This window comes from Enteractinococcus coprophilus (genome assembly GCF_006716305.1).
In the GTDB taxonomy this organism is placed as follows: Bacteria; Actinomycetota; Actinomycetes; order Actinomycetales; family Micrococcaceae; genus Yaniella; species Yaniella coprophila.
Window position 1 is genome coordinate 727175 of sequence record NZ_VFOU01000001.1, and the last position, 17609, is coordinate 744783.

Below are 17609 nucleotides of genomic sequence, written 5' to 3' on the forward strand. Positions count from 1 at the left end.
TGCCTTTCGTCAGTTAAGTTTGGTTACCGCGTCCTGTCGCAGTAGTTCTTGAAGTCGCATTCTTCGCAGGTCTTTAGGGAGTGTGCGCGAGTGGTGAAGTTCTTGTCGAGGATCTTGTGAACGACATCGTCAAAGACCTGGACGGTCGCATCGACCGCTGTTTGGGTGTAGGGCCATGTGATAGTGGGGATCCCGTCGGTCTCACCGGTGTAGTATAGGTGCATCTTCGACACCTTTTCTCCAGTGCGTTCCTCCACCAAGTGAGCGTAGACGTGCAGCTGTCTGCGGTAGCGCTCCAATACCTCTGAGTCAGCAATCATGTCTGGCTTTCGGGTAGCTTTGAAGTCGATGATTTCCACGGTCCCATCCTCACCGCGGATAAGGTCGATTGTACCGTCCAGGATGTAGTCCGGCTTGACGAGTGAGACATCGACTTCTGCTTGTTTGATCGCAGACCACTCGCCGTCCTGCCGTTTGACGTACCGCAAAACCTGCTCAAGCGCGGCTTTCTTCGTTGGGTCAGCGAGATGCATCTTCTCGGCGCGTGCAAGGTGGGTGTAGTTCGCGTCGAACCAGGTCTGTACGTTCTCAACTGTGATGGTGTCTTCTGCACCTTTGATGGCCGCCTTATGTATGTCCTCGATTGTCTGATGGACAAGGCGGCCGAAGAACTGTGCACTGACGCGCACGGGCTGAAACTCCAGCTCTTTGAAGAACTTGTACTGCAAGGAACAGGTCTCGTACACCGTGATGTGGGAGGTGAATGAAAACGCTCGTTTGATGTTGACGTCTTTAACCTCTTCGAAATTGAACTCACTGTAATCAACTGATTCGTCCCGCCAGTCCGGCACCGGGTCATAGACATCTTTGAAGTAACGCGAGGGTGTGGATCTCTCCTCGTTGCAGGTGAGCACGAGGAGGTTCTGGGCTCGTGAGAAGGCTGTATAGTACAAGCGCCAGAAGTCAAAGAACTTAATGCGGTCTTCTGGTTCGAACGGGGGGCGGTGATAGTGACGTTCAGCAATGTTGTCGAGCACGTTCGCTGCTTGTTTACGAGGCACGTTCTTGAGCGAGTCAACGAGAACAATCGGGAACTCCATGCCTTTGGACTGGTGGATCGTCAGGAACGACACGCATCCGGAGGGAGCGTATTCCGAGTCGTCTTCGTACTCCGTGATGCCACCTTCATAAAGCAGCCGCAGGTAGGTCATGACGAGCTTTTCAGCGTTCGAGTCGATGTAGCGCAGTCCTCGGCGATTCTTCGTTGGCGAGAGCAGGTTAATACCGTGGAGGTGTTCGAACTTGCCGACGATCTGGGTCAGCTGTGCCAGGTTCCGTGTTGGGCGCAGGTCGACCACGCCGCTGTCGAGATCGGTGCTCAAGATCTGCGCGAAAGGTGGCAGAGCGAACATCTGGTAGAGCAACCCGGCGAAGGTGTAGTCGGTGGGGTGCTGTAGACCGAGGTGGCTGCGGCCGTGTCGTTGGACAAAGTGACGGAGCTCGCTGTTTTCTGGGTCGTTGAGGTAGTCGTTGGCGGTGACGATGCAGGTGATGAAGTACTGGGTGAAATCGTCTTTGAGCCAGAAGTACTTACCTTCTTCGAAGTCGCCGACGAGGTTGGGGAACATGAGAAACAAGCACCCCAGGGCCAGTGTGATTTCGAATCGGTCGAAGAACATCCCTGATCGCGGAGAGTAGACGGCGATGCCGTTGTCTTCTAAGAACTTGGCCAGCGCTGTGACTCGGGGGTGTTTGACAGACGAAAACAAGAACGCCAACTGGTTGTAGTCGGTCAATTTTCCGCTGTCACGCAGCTCTGTGATAAAAGTGAGCACTTGTTGGTGCCAGTGCTCAGTATCGTCGTCGCCAGCGACCTTGATTACAGCGGGAGAGAGGGTTCTTTGGCCACCTGCGGCGACGATTTGTTTATCGTAGCGGTAGGAATCCCAGGAGAACTTAAACTTCTTTCCTGCCGTGGTGTCCATCCACGTGTTGTAGAACTCGACGATGTCAGGATGAGAACGGTAGTTTTCTACCAGTGAGATGACCTGACATGTGTCCTCCGAGAACTTTTTGGGGAATTCGAGGATGTTTCGGATCGTTGCGCCACGGAATCGGTACAAGCCCTGGTCGTCGTCTCCAACGACACAAATATTCTGGCTGGCTCCACCGAGGAGAAAGACAAGCTGTTCCTGAATGTAGTTGGTGTCTTGGTACTCATCGACCATGAGGTACTGGATCTTAGAGGTATAAGAGGCCAGAACCTCGGGGCTATCGTTCAGGAGGCGGTGTGCTTCAACTTGGATCGACGGAAAGTCGAGCAGGTTCTCCTCGCTCAAGGTGTGCAGATATGTGCGGAATACCCGGCCAACGACCTGGGACTCTGCCCTGTTGTCAGATTCGAGTGATTCAGGCGAGACCAGCTCTTCGTTCAGCGCATTGACGATGCGCGCAATCTCTTCAGCTTTACGCCACTTGCCCGCATTGGGTAAGACTGTGTCGATTCCATCAATCTGATCGAAGAAGTGGTAGTTCTGATAGATCGTGTAGATCTGGTCGAAGCCGTCAAGGACGCGGAAACCCTGCTTTAACCTTGTGTGCTCAGTGTGCTCCTTCAAGAAACGCAAGCACAGCGAGTGGAAGGTGCCCACATACATCTCGGAGACATTGACAGTCATGCTACGAGCAGCCAACTCATTAGAGATACGCGTGACGAGCTCTTTCGCTGCCTTTTCCGTGAAGGTGGCAACAAAGATTTCGTCAGGCCCTACACCTTCCTGGTCGATGAGGTAAATGATCCTCTGCACTAGCGTGAAAGTCTTACCCGTTCCCGGACCAGCAGTGATCAGCACAGGTCCCCTGGTCGCTGTAATCGCTTGACGTTGAGCTGCGTTGGCGAGGCCAAAATCAAACTGCGCAGGCTGAGCGTCATGACTGTCGTTCATTGCGGTCTCCGTCGTTATTCGAAACCGTTGCTAGAGCTAGAGCAATCTGTTCTAATCTGCAGTCAAGTGCTTCGCAGATGCGGGCGAGCACCTCGGTGGTTACGTTGCCTTCTTTGCCCACCTTCGCGATGGTTGCAGTCGATAGCTCGGTAGCAAAGCGTTGATATTCTTTGGTCATGTCAGGCTCAATGAGGAGTTGCCGCAGGGGTTTGAACGTGATGTTCAATTTGCTTCTTCTCCTTCGTTTGGTTCGTCCCCAGGTTCGATGTTCGAGGTGAAGCTGTAGAGAGTCTCAGCCCCGTCATCAAGATGGATAACTTACGTCTCAGCGACAATGCGTTCTGCCTTCGTCCCCGACACACCACGTGCGCATAGTTACTAATCCAAGCGTGGCTTTACTATCCACGGTGCTGCTCTCGACCAATATAGACCTCACGTTTGGTTCTCCCCGGTATGCAGGACGTGAAGCGTGGCCCTTTTCAATTTTATGGGCCTCATACTACACGCCGGTCACACTAACAACCCTAGTAGTCTTGTCGCATGGCAAAGGACTTGTGTCTCATAGACGGGTGCGGCGAGGAAGCACAGACTAGGGGACTGTGCGGGTATCACTATGAAAAAGGTCGCCGTGACGGCAACCTCGAGGAAATTGCACTCCCAAAACGACGGCCAGCCGTTGAGCGCTATGGCGAGCGCGCCCTAGAGATGTGGCAAGCTGGCGCCCCCATGATCAATATAGCCCAAGAACTTGGAACCAGCGGGCCCACGATTCGGGATGTCTTGCAAAAGCTAGGCGTTGAAAATCCAGGCAGACACAGCCTCAGGGCACGTATTCTAAAAGAAAGCCGCGAGCAAGCAGACTGGATTGGGCAGCTTGATCACTTATCGCCCGTTGAAGCGGTGCTGGCGGCATGGAATCGGCCGGATAGTGACTCTAAAGTTACAAACGCTGCTCAAGACGAAGTGCGACAAGTGATGCCACTATTAGCTAGGGCGCTCAATAGGCTGGAAAAGCAGAGTTAGATACTTAGTCTCAAGGCACACAAGGATGAGACAATAACGGGGCTTTGGAGTTTTTGATGTAGCCTGGCACACAGATCTGAAACTCGCGCCACTCACAAAGGTGCTATATGAAAACTGGCGGTCCTCAGGACCAGTATTATCGAGCCCAGTTACACTGATGCTTTTAGCGTTGAAGGACCGATGAGTTTCTGATGCGCCGGAGAATAAATCAGAAGGTACATGAAGAGGATAAAGAATAATGGCTGACAAGAAGCCAATGTTCCGCACAGTTTCTTACTATCAACTTGTGAAGACGCCTAACAATACAAAGATCCAGCCAGATATTGACTGGAATTCTGTATTCAGGGCTATGGGTAGGAAGCTTCACACATATAGGATTTTTGAAACACAGATCCATGGTCGGGCGTATACTCTCGATATTAAGCGTGACTGGGAACGATTTCTTGAACCCTCTGAAGTTTCCGATCTCCAACAAACATGGCATGACGAAACCCTTTTTATTCTTGCTCTTAGCAAAGATAAGGATTTTGTGCCCAACCAACGCAGCAAAGATGGGGACTTGAGCCCCATGGCCTATGACGAAGATGGTCATCCTGCCACTGTTACATTCATATGGTTTATTCCATTTGGGAATATTTTTGGCATGATTATGGAAGACAACACTGCGATCCGCCCCAAATACGTGGCGTCGTGGCTGAATCGTTTGATGAGGGATAAAGACGAGCTTCCTCAACCAAACTTGCAATTCGAAGCTGCCGCCGTACTCGATGAAGAAACTCGCAACACGTTGAGATCTGCGAGCAAACTTGGCTCTGTTCGCATTGGTGGAGCAGTTCGCGGTACTGATTCTTCAGTGTGGCGTGAACTATTAGGTGGCGGACCGCAGCTTGAGGGATCATTTGATGTCACCATCAAGATCAAACCAATAAAAAAGGGCAGCCGCGATCAATGGGAAGCAGACACAGAGAGGTTGTATGACTGGTTCGGATCCACTTTCGTCAGTGATGACAAGCTAACTAATCTGTCCTCAGCAAAGATTAAATACACTAAAGACGATGAGCAGCCAGATTTACCCACCTCTGAAATCGATCTCTTTCAACATAGAATTACTCGAAAGCGACGAGTAGATCTGAGCCATAAGAACGGCGTTCTTACTTCTATCTCAGCTGTGAATGCTGGTCGTGAGATTATAGAGTCTTATATATTAGACTTCGAGGAACTGAGGAAACACCGGTAGTTTCCCACGTTGGAGAGGGCGGCTGATGAGCAGCAAAGGCCCCAAATCTGGTGGACCGATTGGGATAGTCGTTGTTTTTACTGTCATCACACTCGGACTAGCGTGGGCATTCAAATGTCTTTTGACGGTATTTATAGATGCTGAAAAGCACGAGCAAATGCAATCCGTTCTTACCAATGTGGCAACCATTGGCGGGATCATATCCGGTTTGTCGTTAGCCGGTTTTACTTTCTTACTCGCTAGCACGCCTGGCGTGAGAGCCCTTATAAAGAAACACGGACGACTGGCACATTGGATGTTTCTGACTGTATATTCACTTACAGTTCTTTCATGTCTGGCCTGTGCCTTCACTAGTGGCATGGAGAACTTTCAACTGATGGTAATTGTCGCTAGTGTTTCAGCCGCACTTATGATTACCGGGACGGTACTGACTGTTTTGCTCATAAACTCCATTGCAGGGTGGGAAGACAGAGAAGAGATCCTTGCCAATTAACTCACCATATCTTGTGATATAGCGAAGATTCTCCATCACCGCGTGCCTTATGGCAGTTGCTTTAGGTGGCAGACAAGAACCCTTAAAGCAAAAATAGTTACCCCCGCCACTGTCACACGACGGCAGCGGGGGTATTTTCTTCCTAGCTACTCAACGGGAAGAACTGCCTCATTGACAGCATCCGGCTCTTCGTCCTCTTTCGGTGGCACCAGTAACCGAAAATGATCCCCAACCCGACCGCAATCATCACTCCCAACGGGCCACTAATCGACTCCAACGCCAAGAAGAAATGCACCAGAATATCCGCAATCGCATAATCGACACAGCCGCCTGCCGAAGCAGCAGTTACCGGTAGTCAATACAACCGACATAGAAACCCTTGGCCTTGAAGAAACGCTGCAACCCCTAGATCATCACAGGACCACGGAGACCGTCAAGAACGCCCTTGTAGTAACCAAGGCTGCTCCGCTTTAGTCGTCAGCGAGCCAAACACGGCGTCAATGCGGCCACGGTAATCCCCAACTTAGAAACCAACAGATGCTGATACGCACGTTTAGTGATCGACTTGAACCTGCCGTCAACTAATAGTGGGGGTAGCACGCCATTCACCATCAACACGATTAGACGACTTAGTGAAATTCGGCTTAGACGATGCTTTCTAGTCGAAGCGGTCGAAGCCTTGCCAGCTGATTCGAACCACAACTTAGTGTCTTTCTCAGCAGTTGCTGTATGAGCAATCGACACATGCGCGTGCGAAGTACACGCATTAGAACCGTGCTATGGCTTCCAACCAGTCGAATGCTGAAAAATACGACGGTTGTAAAGCACATACGCAACGCGAGGTTTATTAGTGGTGTGCTGCCCTCTTCATTCCGGAGGTTCATGATAGCCTGGGCGACCTTCTCAATAACTGAGATACAGATTGCGTTGGTGATTCGCTTGCGTTGACTACTTATGGCACGGCTTCCTCGTAGCCCGCCATGGCTTGTCGCCTGGCGCAGGGTAGCTCGATGCCGCCGCTACGGTCATTTTAATCCTCGGTGGATGGACTTGTAGGACAGGTAGGCAGCAAGACCTTCTGGTCCGTATTCGACACCGAGGCCGGAATCGTTGCGGCCGCCGAAGGGCGCTGCATGGTTTGAGGCGAAGAAGTTCATTCCCACGCTGCCGGTGTTCATCGCTTCGGCGACTTCTAGGGTCTGTTCTTGATCGCTTCCGAAGACGATGCCACCAAGCCCGAACTCGGTGTTGTTCGCCAGGCTGATGGCGTCGTGGGGGTCGGTGTATTTCAGAATAGTGATGACCGGTCCGAAGATCTCCTCGCGCGCTACACGCATCTCGGGTGTGACATCAGCAAGCACGGTCGGTTGGATGAATAGTCCCTCTGCCAGTTTGTCGTGGAGCTGGGCTGGCTTGCCCCCTGTGGTGACGCGGGCACCTTCTGCCTTCGCAGATTCCAGGTGTTCCAGCACAGACTTGTACTGTGACAGGTTGGCGGATGGCCCGAAGACGGTGGCCGGATCCAGGGGGTCGCCCTGTGGTGCGGCTGCAATCGTTTCGGTGACCATGTCCACGACTTTGTCGTAGCGCGATGCTGGAGCGAGGATGCGAGTAGAGATGTAACAGGTCTGTCCGGTGTTGCGCATGCAGGATCGGATGAGCTTGGCCGACATCTCATCTAAGTCAGCATCCTCCATCACGATCGCGCTGGATTTGCCACCCAGTTCGAGGGTGACGGGGCGCAGGAGTTCACCGCAGGCAGCAGCAATGTGACGTCCGACCGGGGTGGAACCGGTGAAGGCAACCTTGGCGACCTTCGGGTGGCGAACCATCAGATCGCCCATGCGTCCTGGACCGGTGACGTAGTTGACCACGCCAGCAGGAACCCTGGCCGCGGTGACCGCGTCGACGATGATGCGGAAGGATAGCGGGGTAGGAGAGGCGGGTTTCATCACGACGGTGCACCCGGCCAGCAGGGCAGGTGCTAGTTTGGTGACCATCAGGTTGATCGGGAAGTTCCACGGTGCAATGAGAGCACAGACACCGATGGGATCCTTGCGCACCAGGGACTCGCCTTGACCGTTGGGGAAGGGGCGTACGTCGTCGGCTTCGAGCTCTGGGACAAGAGTTGCGAAGTAGCGGAAGATGCTGGCCGCATTAGCTGCGGCACCGGACGTCTCGGCGACCGGGGAGCCGTTTTCTAAGGTATTGGTCAGTGAGAGCCCTGTGGCGCGTGTCTCGATTTCGTCGGCGATGCGCAGCATGATTTCGGCGCGCTCGGTTGGGGTGGTCTTCGACCACGGTCCGGTGGTGAAGGCTGCGTGTGCGGCGTCTACCGCTGCGTTGACGTCGTCCTCATTTCCCACGGGTACCGAACCCCAGACGGTGTTGGTTGCCGGGTCGGTGACCTCGATGGTGTCTTGTCCTTGGCTTTCGCGCCAGGCACCGTCGATAAAGTGCGTGGTGACGTGTCGGTAGGGGATCTCAAGGGTGTCGCGGGTGAGCTTTGGTGTGGTTTGCGTGGTCATCGGAGCACCGCCGTTTTCAGTAGGTCTCGGGAGCGTTTCAGATCAGCATGGGCCATGGCGATGGCTGCTTCGGTAATGAGCTCCGGGATGATTTCGTGTTCGAGTCGGTCGGTGTAGTAGTCGGGGGTTTGGCCGAACCATCCGGAGGCCAGGGCAATCCCGACGCGGTCGAAGCGCCAGGCGCGATCGGCGTCGCGCATCAGGGCGTCTTCGATGCTGTGGGCTTCTTGGCGGGTGTCGTGGCCGTCGATGATGGCCGTGACTTTTGCGATGAACTCCTCGGAGTAGCCGAGGCCGGGCAGGACGCGTTTGGCGACCTCGCAGCCTTGGAGTTCGTGTTCGAAGCGGATGTCGGATTTTCGCCAGTCACCGCGGAAGCCCTCGGAGATGATGCGGTCTTCATCGACGTGGGCCCAGCCGGTGTCGTGCAGCAGGGTTGCTACGAGCACGAGTTCCCGGTCGGCCTGCGGGTAGGCGTCGCACAGGCGGCGGGCGTAAGCCACAGATAGGGGCAGGTGGAAGTCGTTGCCGCGGGCCCGGGTTTCGGCGATGACTTGTTGCCAGATGGCATCGTATTCGTCGGTGTCGGGGGTGGTATCAATTGGGCTGGTGTCGATGGGCCCGTCGGCGGGGATGGGCCGCTGGGCGTATTCGTCGGCGAACGCCGCAGTCAGTTCTTGAAGTGTCATGGTGGAAGTCTTTCTTCTGCAGGTGTGCTGTCGCTGCTGGTGTGGTTAGGCGATCAGTGTTTTCAGCATGGTGGGAACGTCGGCTGCAGCATCGGCGTCGATGTTCTTGCCCTTGGATAGGGCCTGTCTGACGGCCATGAAGTCCAGGGGTGCATTCGCGCAGTCGGCGGCGATGATTTGGCCGTCGCGGTAGTAGAGGACGCTGAATTTGCCGCGTTCGGTGTTGTGGCGGATCTCGATCTGGTCATATCCATATTTCGAGATGGATTGTGTGAGCACTATCCGTCGGCGCACGCACGGAGTGCTTGTGTTGCATGAAGCTATTTCTCCAGGATGGGCATGAAGATTATTGGTAACAAGTCGGTTGAACCTTTGAGTATCGGCCCGTGGCCCCTCAACCTCCTCGAAGATACCTGGTATAGGTGGATGTGATCGGCGCTTTATGTGTTCCGAGCCGGTCTTTCATCACTCACCTTGTTTGAGGAGCATCATGAGTAATCCAACGCCTGATTACCACAACGTGTCATCTCACCATCAATCTACCGAGACTGTGCCACCACCACCGCAGGACGATCCCGGGTATGGGTCCCATATGCCACAGCAGAAGGCTGGGCCGAATAACTTCGTGCTGGGGCTTAATGACCAGGTCGGCATCATTTCTCGTCTTGCAAAGAACCAGACACTCGAAGCATTTCAAGTGGCACGACGTTCACCGCTGCTATGGGTCGTGACGCTGGGCATCGGTGCCGTGCTGATCGGTTTACTACTAGCTACCACCCTGGCCCGCATGTCAGGTGCCGCGATGAGCTCATTCGCGTCGGCATTTGGTGGGGGATCGGTATATTTCGGTATGACTGCCGGAGCCTGGTTCACCATCGTCTTCGCAAGCATCGTCGTAGTAGCTATCGTGATGGCACTACGCGCTGTGGCATTGCACCTGACGTTCCAGTTGGGCGGCAAACCGCAAGCATTCCGTGAATCGATGAGCGTGCTGGCTACCGCATACAGTCTGCACTTACCCATCATGGCGCTTATGCTATTGCTGGTATTGATCCCCGGGCGTTCGTGGGTCATGATTGTGGGCGTTATTGGCGCCTTCTTGTGGACGGTCTTTACCTTATTGTCCGAGCTGCTCATCTACATCGGCCTGAATCGCACCACTGGGTTTGCAAATTCCCCGCTTCGCGCCCACGTGATAGCGACTGCAATTTGGATGATCGCTGTAGCCATTATCTACGTCCTGGTTACGCTGATCATGGGAGACATCGCGACGAATTCACTGGGTGGGCTGCTATGAGCCGCCGAGACATCCCTGTGACTGCGCCTCGTCCGGCCCGCCGGTTCCGGCTGACCGCCCTGCTCCTATCAGCTTTGTTTGTCCTGGCTGCGTGTGGGGCTGAAGTCAGTTCCGAGCTGAGTATTTCTGAGGATGAGTCGGGCACCCGGACGCTGGTTGCGACAGTCGTCGAAGAAGACCTGGAGTATCTGGACGGTGGGATCGAAGCCGCCGAAGCCGCGCTGAATGCTCAACTACCTGAACAGCTCAGCTTCGAGGGCATCACACCGGCAACGGATGCCGGAGAAGAAGACGCCGGCGAAGCCTCTGAGAGTTACCTGGCCACTTTTGAACTGGAATTTTCCGATCTGGCAGATTATCGGTCTAAAGCTCAAGCCCTTATAGATTTGGCGGTTGAACAAGAAGGCGCCGAGAGTGATGACACTCTGGGTGACTTCGATTCCAAGACTGTAGAAGTTGCTTTCGAACAAAGTGATGGCCCTCTACTTGATGGGGTCGTCCTGGAAGAGAACTTCACGGGCGCCGAATTACTGGAATGGACCAGTTACGCATTGGTGGAGGAAGGCGTAGTTGCTGAAGAAGACGCCGCCAGTATTATCAGCTCTACCGGTACCGAAAGCCGTGTGGTCATCGGCGAAGAAGAGTATGAATCCAGTGAACCGTTCTCGATCAGTGAGGGCACCGATAACCGCTTCAGCAGTGTCAACGTCACGATCACCGATTCGGGTGCAACAGTCGATCTGACATCATCCTATGATGCAGACGATGCGGCCGATGAGCTGGCACAACAATACCTCGAAGACACCGGTGTCGGGCAGGTCGAGGAGAGCAGCGAGGGGTCTTGGATCGTGGCCCTCGACGAGTCGGCCTCACTGCAAGAGCAGTTGTCCGGTCTGCTTGAGATGGATGACTTAGAGATTCAGGTCGAAGAATCAGCCAACACCGAGGAAGGCACGTTGCTAACCACCTTGACCGGTACTGGCTTTAGCTGTCCGGCAGTGTGTAGCGACATTCCCTACATCTCGCTCGACTGGGGCAGTGACGACCTGATCCCGGTGGATGAAACAGTCGATGGCACGACCTTTACGATCAGTTACGAACGCGCAGTGCGTATCGATCAGGTCGAGATCGACACTGAAGTCGGTCTTTCCGGCACCGTTGGCCAAACCTACCGGTTCACCGTCGGTAACAGCCAGGTAGAGGCATTCGGCGAGGACTTGCAGTCCATCTTTACCCCACCGGAAGGGACCGGCAGTGTAGAGACCGAGGCACAGGATGATGCCACTGTCTTTATCGCGACCTTAGATGCGGCCGAGCCGGCGGAACTCAACGCCACCCTGGACGAGTTCCTACCCGGCTCAGCCGTTACCCTAGATGGTTTTGACGGGATCTGGCCAAACTATCGAGTGGTCACTAGCTCCTTTGGCGTTGAAGCTCTCGGAGTGACACCGGAGCAAAACCTTCAGTTACCCTTCATGCATTCGGCAGATCAGGACGCCAGTAGTGGCGTCAATGCTGATTTGAATGCCGAACAAACCGAGTATTTGGTGGTCGCTTCTGGGCCAACGCTGACTGGTCTCATTACGCTGGGCATCCTCGTGGTGGTCCTGGTTATTGCGGTTGTACTCATCGTGGTCTTCCGCAAGCGCATCGCCGCTGGCCTGCGTTCCGCACAAGCACGTTCACAGGCCGCCGCCCAGCAGAGTAATGATACCGAGCCGACAGCAGTTTATGCGACGCCGCCTGCCGGGTTATCAGTGGAGCTTCTGGAGGATGATGCGGCATGGCAAGCGGACTTCACCGAGGCCAAGCTGCACTAATCATGAGCAAGGCAGTATTGAGGTAATGCCGGTGCTGTAGCCACGATAGGTATATCGGCATATACCCCAAGACTGTCAGATCAAAATGCCCCGTAGCTGGTGCTGTCAGCCCAACTGCGGGGCATTTCACTGGGTGCCCAAGAAGGAATGCTTTGAGATTGGGTGTTCCTGCCGACTATTGCGGCTCGGCGTGGTCGGGCGAGAGGATGAAAGAGCTCGAGCGAGGCCCTACTATCCCTTCCGTCGTGATGGATGATGCGGTGTTGGTAGACACAGGGACATTCTGCGGGAAGGATAGGTTTCACCTGCGGCAGGGGTGTTCACATGTGTTACATATTGTCATGGCACATTCACGAAGCAGAGCTGCATGCTCGCAGTCCGGCGTGGCGCGAAGAGGCAGCAGCATTCCTGGCTCGGGCCGAAGATGAGCTTTTCGTTAGCTCCGAACTTGACTGGGTCGAAGTCCTCGACCCGGAATCGCACGCTATCGTTGTCGGGCCTGGTGGGAGGTCCGGCTTAGACGTCGTGGTAGGCGGAGACGACGTAGAGGTTCGTGCGCTCATCGAACATCACGGGTTGCTCTTGTCGCAACTGCGCATAAGCCGGAAATGGATCGTATTGATTGAACGGTTCGTAGCCGTGGTGATCCGCTGGAGCCGAAGCGGTATGTGCGATGGGGCATCCGCTGAGTGACTGAGTGCGAGACATCGACCAATCTCCTTTGACAGAAATCCTCGCAAGCCATCGTTGTGATGTGCATTACGGTGATTTCCATCTAGTGTGGGCCACCTCACCGTGAAGAGTCCCGCTGAGACTTCCATCCAGTGGAAGTCATTTGTTGAAGACTTGAGCGTGACTCCTGGATTTCGTCCGGGTTGTCGCAAATGAATGCGGCAACCCGCTTGCGCAATCACAAGATTTCGGCGCTACTTCCAACGGTCGGAAGTTTCGGAAGTCACCGAGGTCGATCCTAGATTTGAGTTGGAGTCGTGATGCGATAATGAGAGGAATGAAAGCACACGAAGTTGTTATGGCATGGGTTACTGACGGACTGGCGAGCGGTAGATTGCATATCGGTGATCATCTGCCGGGTGAGCGACGGCTTGCCGAGATTTTAGAAGTCTCGCGCAGTTCTATTCGTGAGGCCCTGCGCGTCCTTGAGGCACTGGGGACGATACGCACTTCTACGGGATCGGGGCCTCGGTCCGGGACCATTATTACCGCAGTTCCTGAACAGGCAATGACGCTGGCACTCAATTTGCAGTTAGCCACCAAGCAAGTCGAGCATCATCATGTCTATGAAATGCGACTTTTGCTAGAGGGGTGGGCTGCTGAAAACTCTGATCCTGAAGCAGGGCAGTGGCAGGATGCGCAGCGCCTGCTTGAACTCATGGATGACCCGAGCTTGTCGGTTGAAGAGTTTTTGCCTTTGGATGCAGAGTTTCATGTGGTGCTTTCTCGTTCCGCTGGCAACCCGTTGATCAGCACGCTGATGGATGCCATGCGGATATCGATCGCTGATCACACTCTTGAGCGGGCCGAAGCGCTTCCGGACTGGTCGAAGACCGCAGCGCGATTGCGGCAAGAGCATCGCGGTATTTATGACAGTCTGCGGGCGGGTAACAACGAAGAGGCTGTTGAGCGGTTGCAAGCGCACATTCGCGGCTACTATCTCGAGACTGCAGGGGCGCGGTCCGAGGCTCAAGAAATTTAAGTTCGAAATTTCCGTTGACGGATTGTTGTGTTCTATCTTACACTGAACTGTGGTCGGACCACATGGTCAGGCCACACAAGGTCATTGCAGCCGTCTCAGGCTGTTCAGTATGTAAGCAAGGAGAACGTTATGGCAACGAGCCTTCCCGCCTCAAAGCCGGCTCCACCACGTCTCAACTATCGTGTACTTCTTGGCAGTCTGAGTGGAAGTGTTATCGAATGGTTTGACTTTTTGGTCTACGGTACGGTGGCCGCGCTAGTCTTCAATAAACTGTATTTCCCCAACGATGATGCGTTTATATCCACTATCCTGGCGTACGTTTCCTTCTCACTTACATTCTTCTTTAGGCCCCTAGGCGGGATCCTCTTCTCCCATATTGGTGATCGAATCGGGCGTAAGAAGACCCTGTTTATTACGCTCGTGCTGATGGGAGGTGGCACAGTAGCCATTGGCCTACTGCCAACTTATGAAACCATTGGCATTGCCGCGCCGTTACTGCTGATCCTGTGTCGAATCCTGCAAGGTCTTGCAATCGGCGGGGAATGGGGCGGAGCTCTACTGCTTGCCTACGAATACGCTCCAAAAAATCGCCGTGGACTCTATGGCGCGGTGCCACAGATGGGTATCAGCTTGGGCATGCTCTTGGCCGCTGCGGTCATTGCATTGCTGACCACTCTCCCCGAAGAGCAGTTCCTGGCTTGGGGATGGAGAGTGCCCTTCGTTGGCAGTATCGTGCTCATAGGTATCGGGTTGTTTATCCGAAATGGTCTAGATGAAACCCCAGAATTCAAGCGAATCCGTGAACAAGGCACTCAGCTCAAGCTGCCGATTAAAGAAGTCGTCACAAAACACTGGGGAGCGGTCCTGGTATCTATCGGCGCAAAAGCTGCAGAGACCGGCCCGTTCTACATCTTTGGGACCTATGTGGTGGCCTATGCAACAGATTTCCTTGGAGCTCGGAATAACACCGTGCTGCTTGCCGTAGCCGCAGCCGCACTCATAGCGACGATCTGGATGCCTATCTTCGGGCGAATTTCAGATAGTTTTTCTCGTGAAAAACTGTATCGCTGGTCCTCAGTGGCAACTATTGTATTGATCGTGCCTTACTATCTGATCCTAAATACTGGACAGACATGGGCCATCTATGTCGCAACCATATTAGGGTTCAGCTTTTTGTGGGGCAGCGTCAACGCTATCTTAGGTACGTTGATTGCAGAAAATTTTGCTCCTGAAATCCGTTATACCGGTGCGACCCTTGGATATCAGCTCGGTGCCGCAATCTTTGGCGGTACTGCTCCAATTATTGCGGCTTCCCTGTTTGAAATGAGCGGCGGCCAATGGTGGCCTATCGCTCTATACGTCACATTGTGCTGCATAATCTCGATCATTGCATCGATGTTCATCAAACAGGTAGCGCATATTGACACCCCTCAACATGAAGTGAAAACCGCCGACGTCGCAGCTAGCTAGCGTCGCCCGATGAAAGGCAATGTGTTGGTCAAACGGCAACTCCCAAACCCCATCGAGCTTTTAGAGCTCATGAAATTCAAGAAATTCGAACCCAACGGCAAGAAACGTCGATTAGCAGGTGCACTGACTACCTACGATTTACGTCGGATTGCCAAACGTCGGACGCCAGCGTCCGCTTTTGACTACGCCGATGGAGCAGCGGAAGCGGAGATTTCCATGCAGCGCTCGCGCCAGGCGTTTGAGGATATTGAGTTTCATCCAGATATCCTACGCCCGGCCGAATCTGTGGATACAACCACCCAAATTTTGGGTGGGACATCCGCGATGCCCTTCGGGATCGCTCCGACTGGCTTTACGCGCCTTATGCAAACTGAAGGCGAAGTCGCAGGTGCTTCGGCTGCTGGGGATGCAGGTATCCCCTTCACGCTCTCAACTCTGGGGACCACCTCGATAGAAGACGTCAAGGCGGCCAACCCAACGGGCCGGAACTGGTTCCAGCTGTATGTGATGCGCCAACGCGAGATCTCATACGAATTAGTTAAACGTGCAGCAGCTGCAGGATTCGATACGCTGATGTTCACGGTGGATGTTCCAGTGGCAGGGTATCGTTTGCGTGATACCCGCAATGGTTTTTCAATCCCTCCCCAGTTGAGCGTGGGCACCATCCTTAATGCTATTCCCCGACCCTGGTGGTGGTTTGATTTCTTGACCACCCCGAAGCTGGAATTCGCATCCTTATCCTCGACTGGTGGCACAGTAGGTGAATTGCTGAATTCAGCAATGGATCCCACGATTTCATTCGAAGACCTACGCATCATACGGGAACTGTGGCCCGGCAAACTCGTGGTGAAAGGCGTCCAGACTGTCTCCGACGCGGTCCAACTAATCGATCATGGCGTCGACGGCATCGTGCTGTCGAATCACGGCGGGCGTCAACTAGACCGTGCCCCGGTACCTTTCCACCTGCTGCCCGACGTTGTCCGTGAAGTCGGACAGGACGCCACAATTATGGTTGACACCGGCATCATGAATGGAGCCGACATTGTGGCATCGTTAGCGTTAGGCGCCAAATTCACACTGGTTGGGCGGGCATACCTCTATGGTTTGATGGCTGGCGGCCGGGAAGGCGTCGACCGAGTGATCGAGATATTGCAAAGTGAAATTACTCGGACCATGGCTCTCCTGGGAGCCTCGAACATCGAGGAACTTGAACCACGACACATCACCCAGCTTCAACGTCTCAAACCACGCCTAACAGAAGAAATAGAAACACTGCGAAGCTTTTGAACCGAGTTCTTTCGGAGCGCTGCTGCGGTCGACCTGACGGTGCACAACCCTGAGACCACAGCAGTAGCCACGAAGGTGGGTGACAGTTTTCCGACTGTCGCCCGCCTCGGAACTCGGATCGGGACCGGTTCAATCAGGTGAATGGCGTTGTCGTGACTTCTAGATTTCGTCGGGGCTGTCGCGAATGAATGCTCCCAGGAGCGTCTCGAGCGGGATATGTGCCGTGGCTTCTTCAATACGTTTCGAGGTGCCGTATAAGACCGGTAGATGGCGCGGCAGTTCACCCGCCACGTCGCTGGAGACAACGATGCCGATGGCACATCCGAGGCGACCCGTGTGATACACCGGCACAGCGATAGAGCTTGCGCCTACGCGCACTTCGTCGAAGGTTGTGGCGTACCCGTTTTGACGGATCGTTTCCAGCTCGGTCGCTAGGAGTTGGGGATTAGTCTTGGTGCGGGTAGTGAATGCTTCCATGTCGCGCCTGAGATACGCTTCAGCAACCCACGGCTCAGAGAATGCAAGAATAACCTTTCCTACCGCAGTGGCATGGAGCGGTAACTTGCCGCCAACTCGCGAAGCACGAGGTACACGCCGCGGACCGTAGACTCGATCAATGTACAGACACGAGGCGCCGTCCCGGATGGCAAGCTGGCTGGTATGACCCGTCAAGGAGTACATGTCTTGCACAAAAGGGCGCGCCGTGTCGCGGAGCTGGCGGCCAGTATTTTGGGCAATACTCCAAAGTTTCAGACCCAACTGGATTTTCCCGTGGGGCCCGCGCGCCAACATGCCTTCATCGATGAGCTCACCGACCAGACGGTGAGCGGTAGAAAGCGGGAGATCCGCCTGTCCGGCAATTTCCGTAAGGCTCATAGAACCGCGCGAATGCTCGAAGGCCGATAGTATCGCTAAGACTTTTGAAGTGACGCTACGCCCACGCTGCGTTGATCCACCCGCCATGTATCCCTCCAGTTCATTGCTGTGGCTTGCTGCCAGTGAGTGTAGTGCTGTTCTTTTGACTCGGGTTCGACGACAGTGAGGAAAAACCGCATAGTTGCCACTGATAAAGATATAAGTGCGGGCATAATATGACCCCGGCACGT

Annotated in this window: 15 protein-coding genes; 8 read left to right on the top strand and 7 right to left on the bottom strand. The window is 54.3% G+C overall.

The window, feature by feature from the left end:
* Positions 1-23: 23 nt before the first annotated feature.
* Both FB556_RS03340 and FB556_RS03345 read right to left on the bottom strand, forming a co-directional pair.
* Entirely contained in the window at positions 24-2945 is a 2922-nt protein-coding gene (locus FB556_RS03340) for an ATP-dependent helicase (RefSeq protein ID WP_141864711.1), read from the bottom strand.
* Positions 2929-3171: a helix-turn-helix domain-containing protein gene (locus tag FB556_RS03345; protein WP_141864713.1), complete on the bottom strand. Its 243-nt coding sequence runs from the start codon at positions 3169-3171 to the stop codon at positions 2929-2931. Before FB556_RS03345 ends, FB556_RS03340 begins: the two co-directional genes overlap by 17 nt.
* Before the next feature lie 314 nt (positions 3172-3485).
* Between FB556_RS03345 and FB556_RS03350 the strand changes: the two genes are divergently transcribed.
* The 3 genes from FB556_RS03350 to FB556_RS03360 all read left to right on the top strand — a co-directional run bounded on the left by FB556_RS03350 (position 3486) and on the right by FB556_RS03360 (position 5698).
* Positions 3486-3968 carry a hypothetical protein gene (locus FB556_RS03350; protein ID WP_141864715.1) on the top strand — a complete coding sequence of 161 codons (483 nt, stop codon included), beginning with the start codon at positions 3486-3488 and terminating at the stop codon, positions 3966-3968.
* Positions 3969-4206: 238 nt separating this feature from the next.
* Positions 4207-5205 (top strand): hypothetical protein, encoded by a 999-nt coding sequence (locus tag FB556_RS03355; RefSeq protein WP_141864717.1) that lies wholly within the window; start codon positions 4207-4209, stop codon positions 5203-5205.
* Positions 5206-5230: 25 nt separating this feature from the next.
* Positions 5231-5698 (top strand): hypothetical protein, encoded by a 468-nt coding sequence (locus FB556_RS03360; RefSeq protein WP_141864719.1) that lies wholly within the window; start codon positions 5231-5233, stop codon positions 5696-5698.
* A 1025-nt stretch (positions 5699-6723) separates the two neighbouring features.
* Here FB556_RS03360 and FB556_RS03365 read toward each other — a convergent pair.
* Genes FB556_RS03365 through FB556_RS13625 form a run of 3 tightly spaced genes read right to left on the bottom strand, consistent with a single transcriptional unit; the run spans position 6724 to position 9194 of the window.
* Positions 6724-8226, bottom strand: coding sequence for an aldehyde dehydrogenase family protein (locus tag FB556_RS03365; RefSeq protein ID WP_141864721.1), 1503 nt, complete (start codon positions 8224-8226; stop codon positions 6724-6726).
* Positions 8223-8915 carry an HD domain-containing protein gene (locus tag FB556_RS03370; RefSeq protein WP_141864723.1) on the bottom strand — a complete coding sequence of 231 codons (693 nt, stop codon included), beginning with the start codon at positions 8913-8915 and terminating at the stop codon, positions 8223-8225. Before FB556_RS03370 ends, FB556_RS03365 begins: the two co-directional genes overlap by 4 nt.
* 45 nt (positions 8916-8960) lie before the next feature.
* Positions 8961-9194: an oxidoreductase C-terminal domain-containing protein gene (locus FB556_RS13625; protein WP_246057182.1), complete on the bottom strand. Its 234-nt coding sequence runs from the start codon at positions 9192-9194 to the stop codon at positions 8961-8963.
* A 211-nt stretch (positions 9195-9405) separates the two neighbouring features.
* On the opposite strand from FB556_RS13625, the gene FB556_RS03380 reads away from it, so the two are divergent.
* Entirely contained in the window at positions 9406-10212 is an 807-nt protein-coding gene (locus tag FB556_RS03380) for a hypothetical protein (RefSeq protein ID WP_141864727.1), read from the top strand.
* Positions 10209-12032 (top strand): hypothetical protein, encoded by a 1824-nt coding sequence (locus FB556_RS03385; RefSeq protein WP_141864729.1) that lies wholly within the window; start codon positions 10209-10211, stop codon positions 12030-12032. Before FB556_RS03380 ends, FB556_RS03385 begins: the two co-directional genes overlap by 4 nt.
* A 516-nt stretch (positions 12033-12548) precedes the next feature.
* On the opposite strand, the gene FB556_RS03390 is transcribed toward FB556_RS03385, so the two are convergent.
* Positions 12549-12740: a hypothetical protein gene (locus FB556_RS03390; protein ID WP_141864731.1), complete on the bottom strand. Its 192-nt coding sequence runs from the start codon at positions 12738-12740 to the stop codon at positions 12549-12551.
* Between the two features lie 301 nt (positions 12741-13041).
* Here FB556_RS03390 and FB556_RS03395 point away from each other — a divergent pair, with 301 nt between their 5' ends.
* The 3 genes from FB556_RS03395 to FB556_RS03405 all read left to right on the top strand — a co-directional run bounded on the left by FB556_RS03395 (position 13042) and on the right by FB556_RS03405 (position 16503).
* Positions 13042-13746 (top strand): FadR/GntR family transcriptional regulator, encoded by a 705-nt coding sequence (locus tag FB556_RS03395; protein ID WP_141864732.1) that lies wholly within the window; start codon positions 13042-13044, stop codon positions 13744-13746.
* Positions 13747-13875: 129 nt separating this feature from the next.
* Positions 13876-15216, top strand: a complete 1341-nt coding sequence (locus FB556_RS03400; protein WP_141864734.1) for an MFS transporter — start codon at positions 13876-13878, stop codon at positions 15214-15216.
* A gap of 9 nt (positions 15217-15225) precedes the next feature.
* Positions 15226-16503, top strand: coding sequence for an alpha-hydroxy acid oxidase (locus tag FB556_RS03405; RefSeq protein ID WP_281280458.1), 1278 nt, complete (start codon positions 15226-15228; stop codon positions 16501-16503).
* Positions 16504-16662: 159 nt separating this feature from the next.
* Here the strand turns inward: FB556_RS03405 and FB556_RS03410 are convergent, their stop codons facing one another.
* On the bottom strand, positions 16663-17466 hold the full coding sequence (locus FB556_RS03410) for an IclR family transcriptional regulator (protein ID WP_141864736.1): 804 nt from the start codon (positions 17464-17466) through the stop codon (positions 16663-16665).
* Positions 17467-17609: the final 143 nt, after the last annotated feature.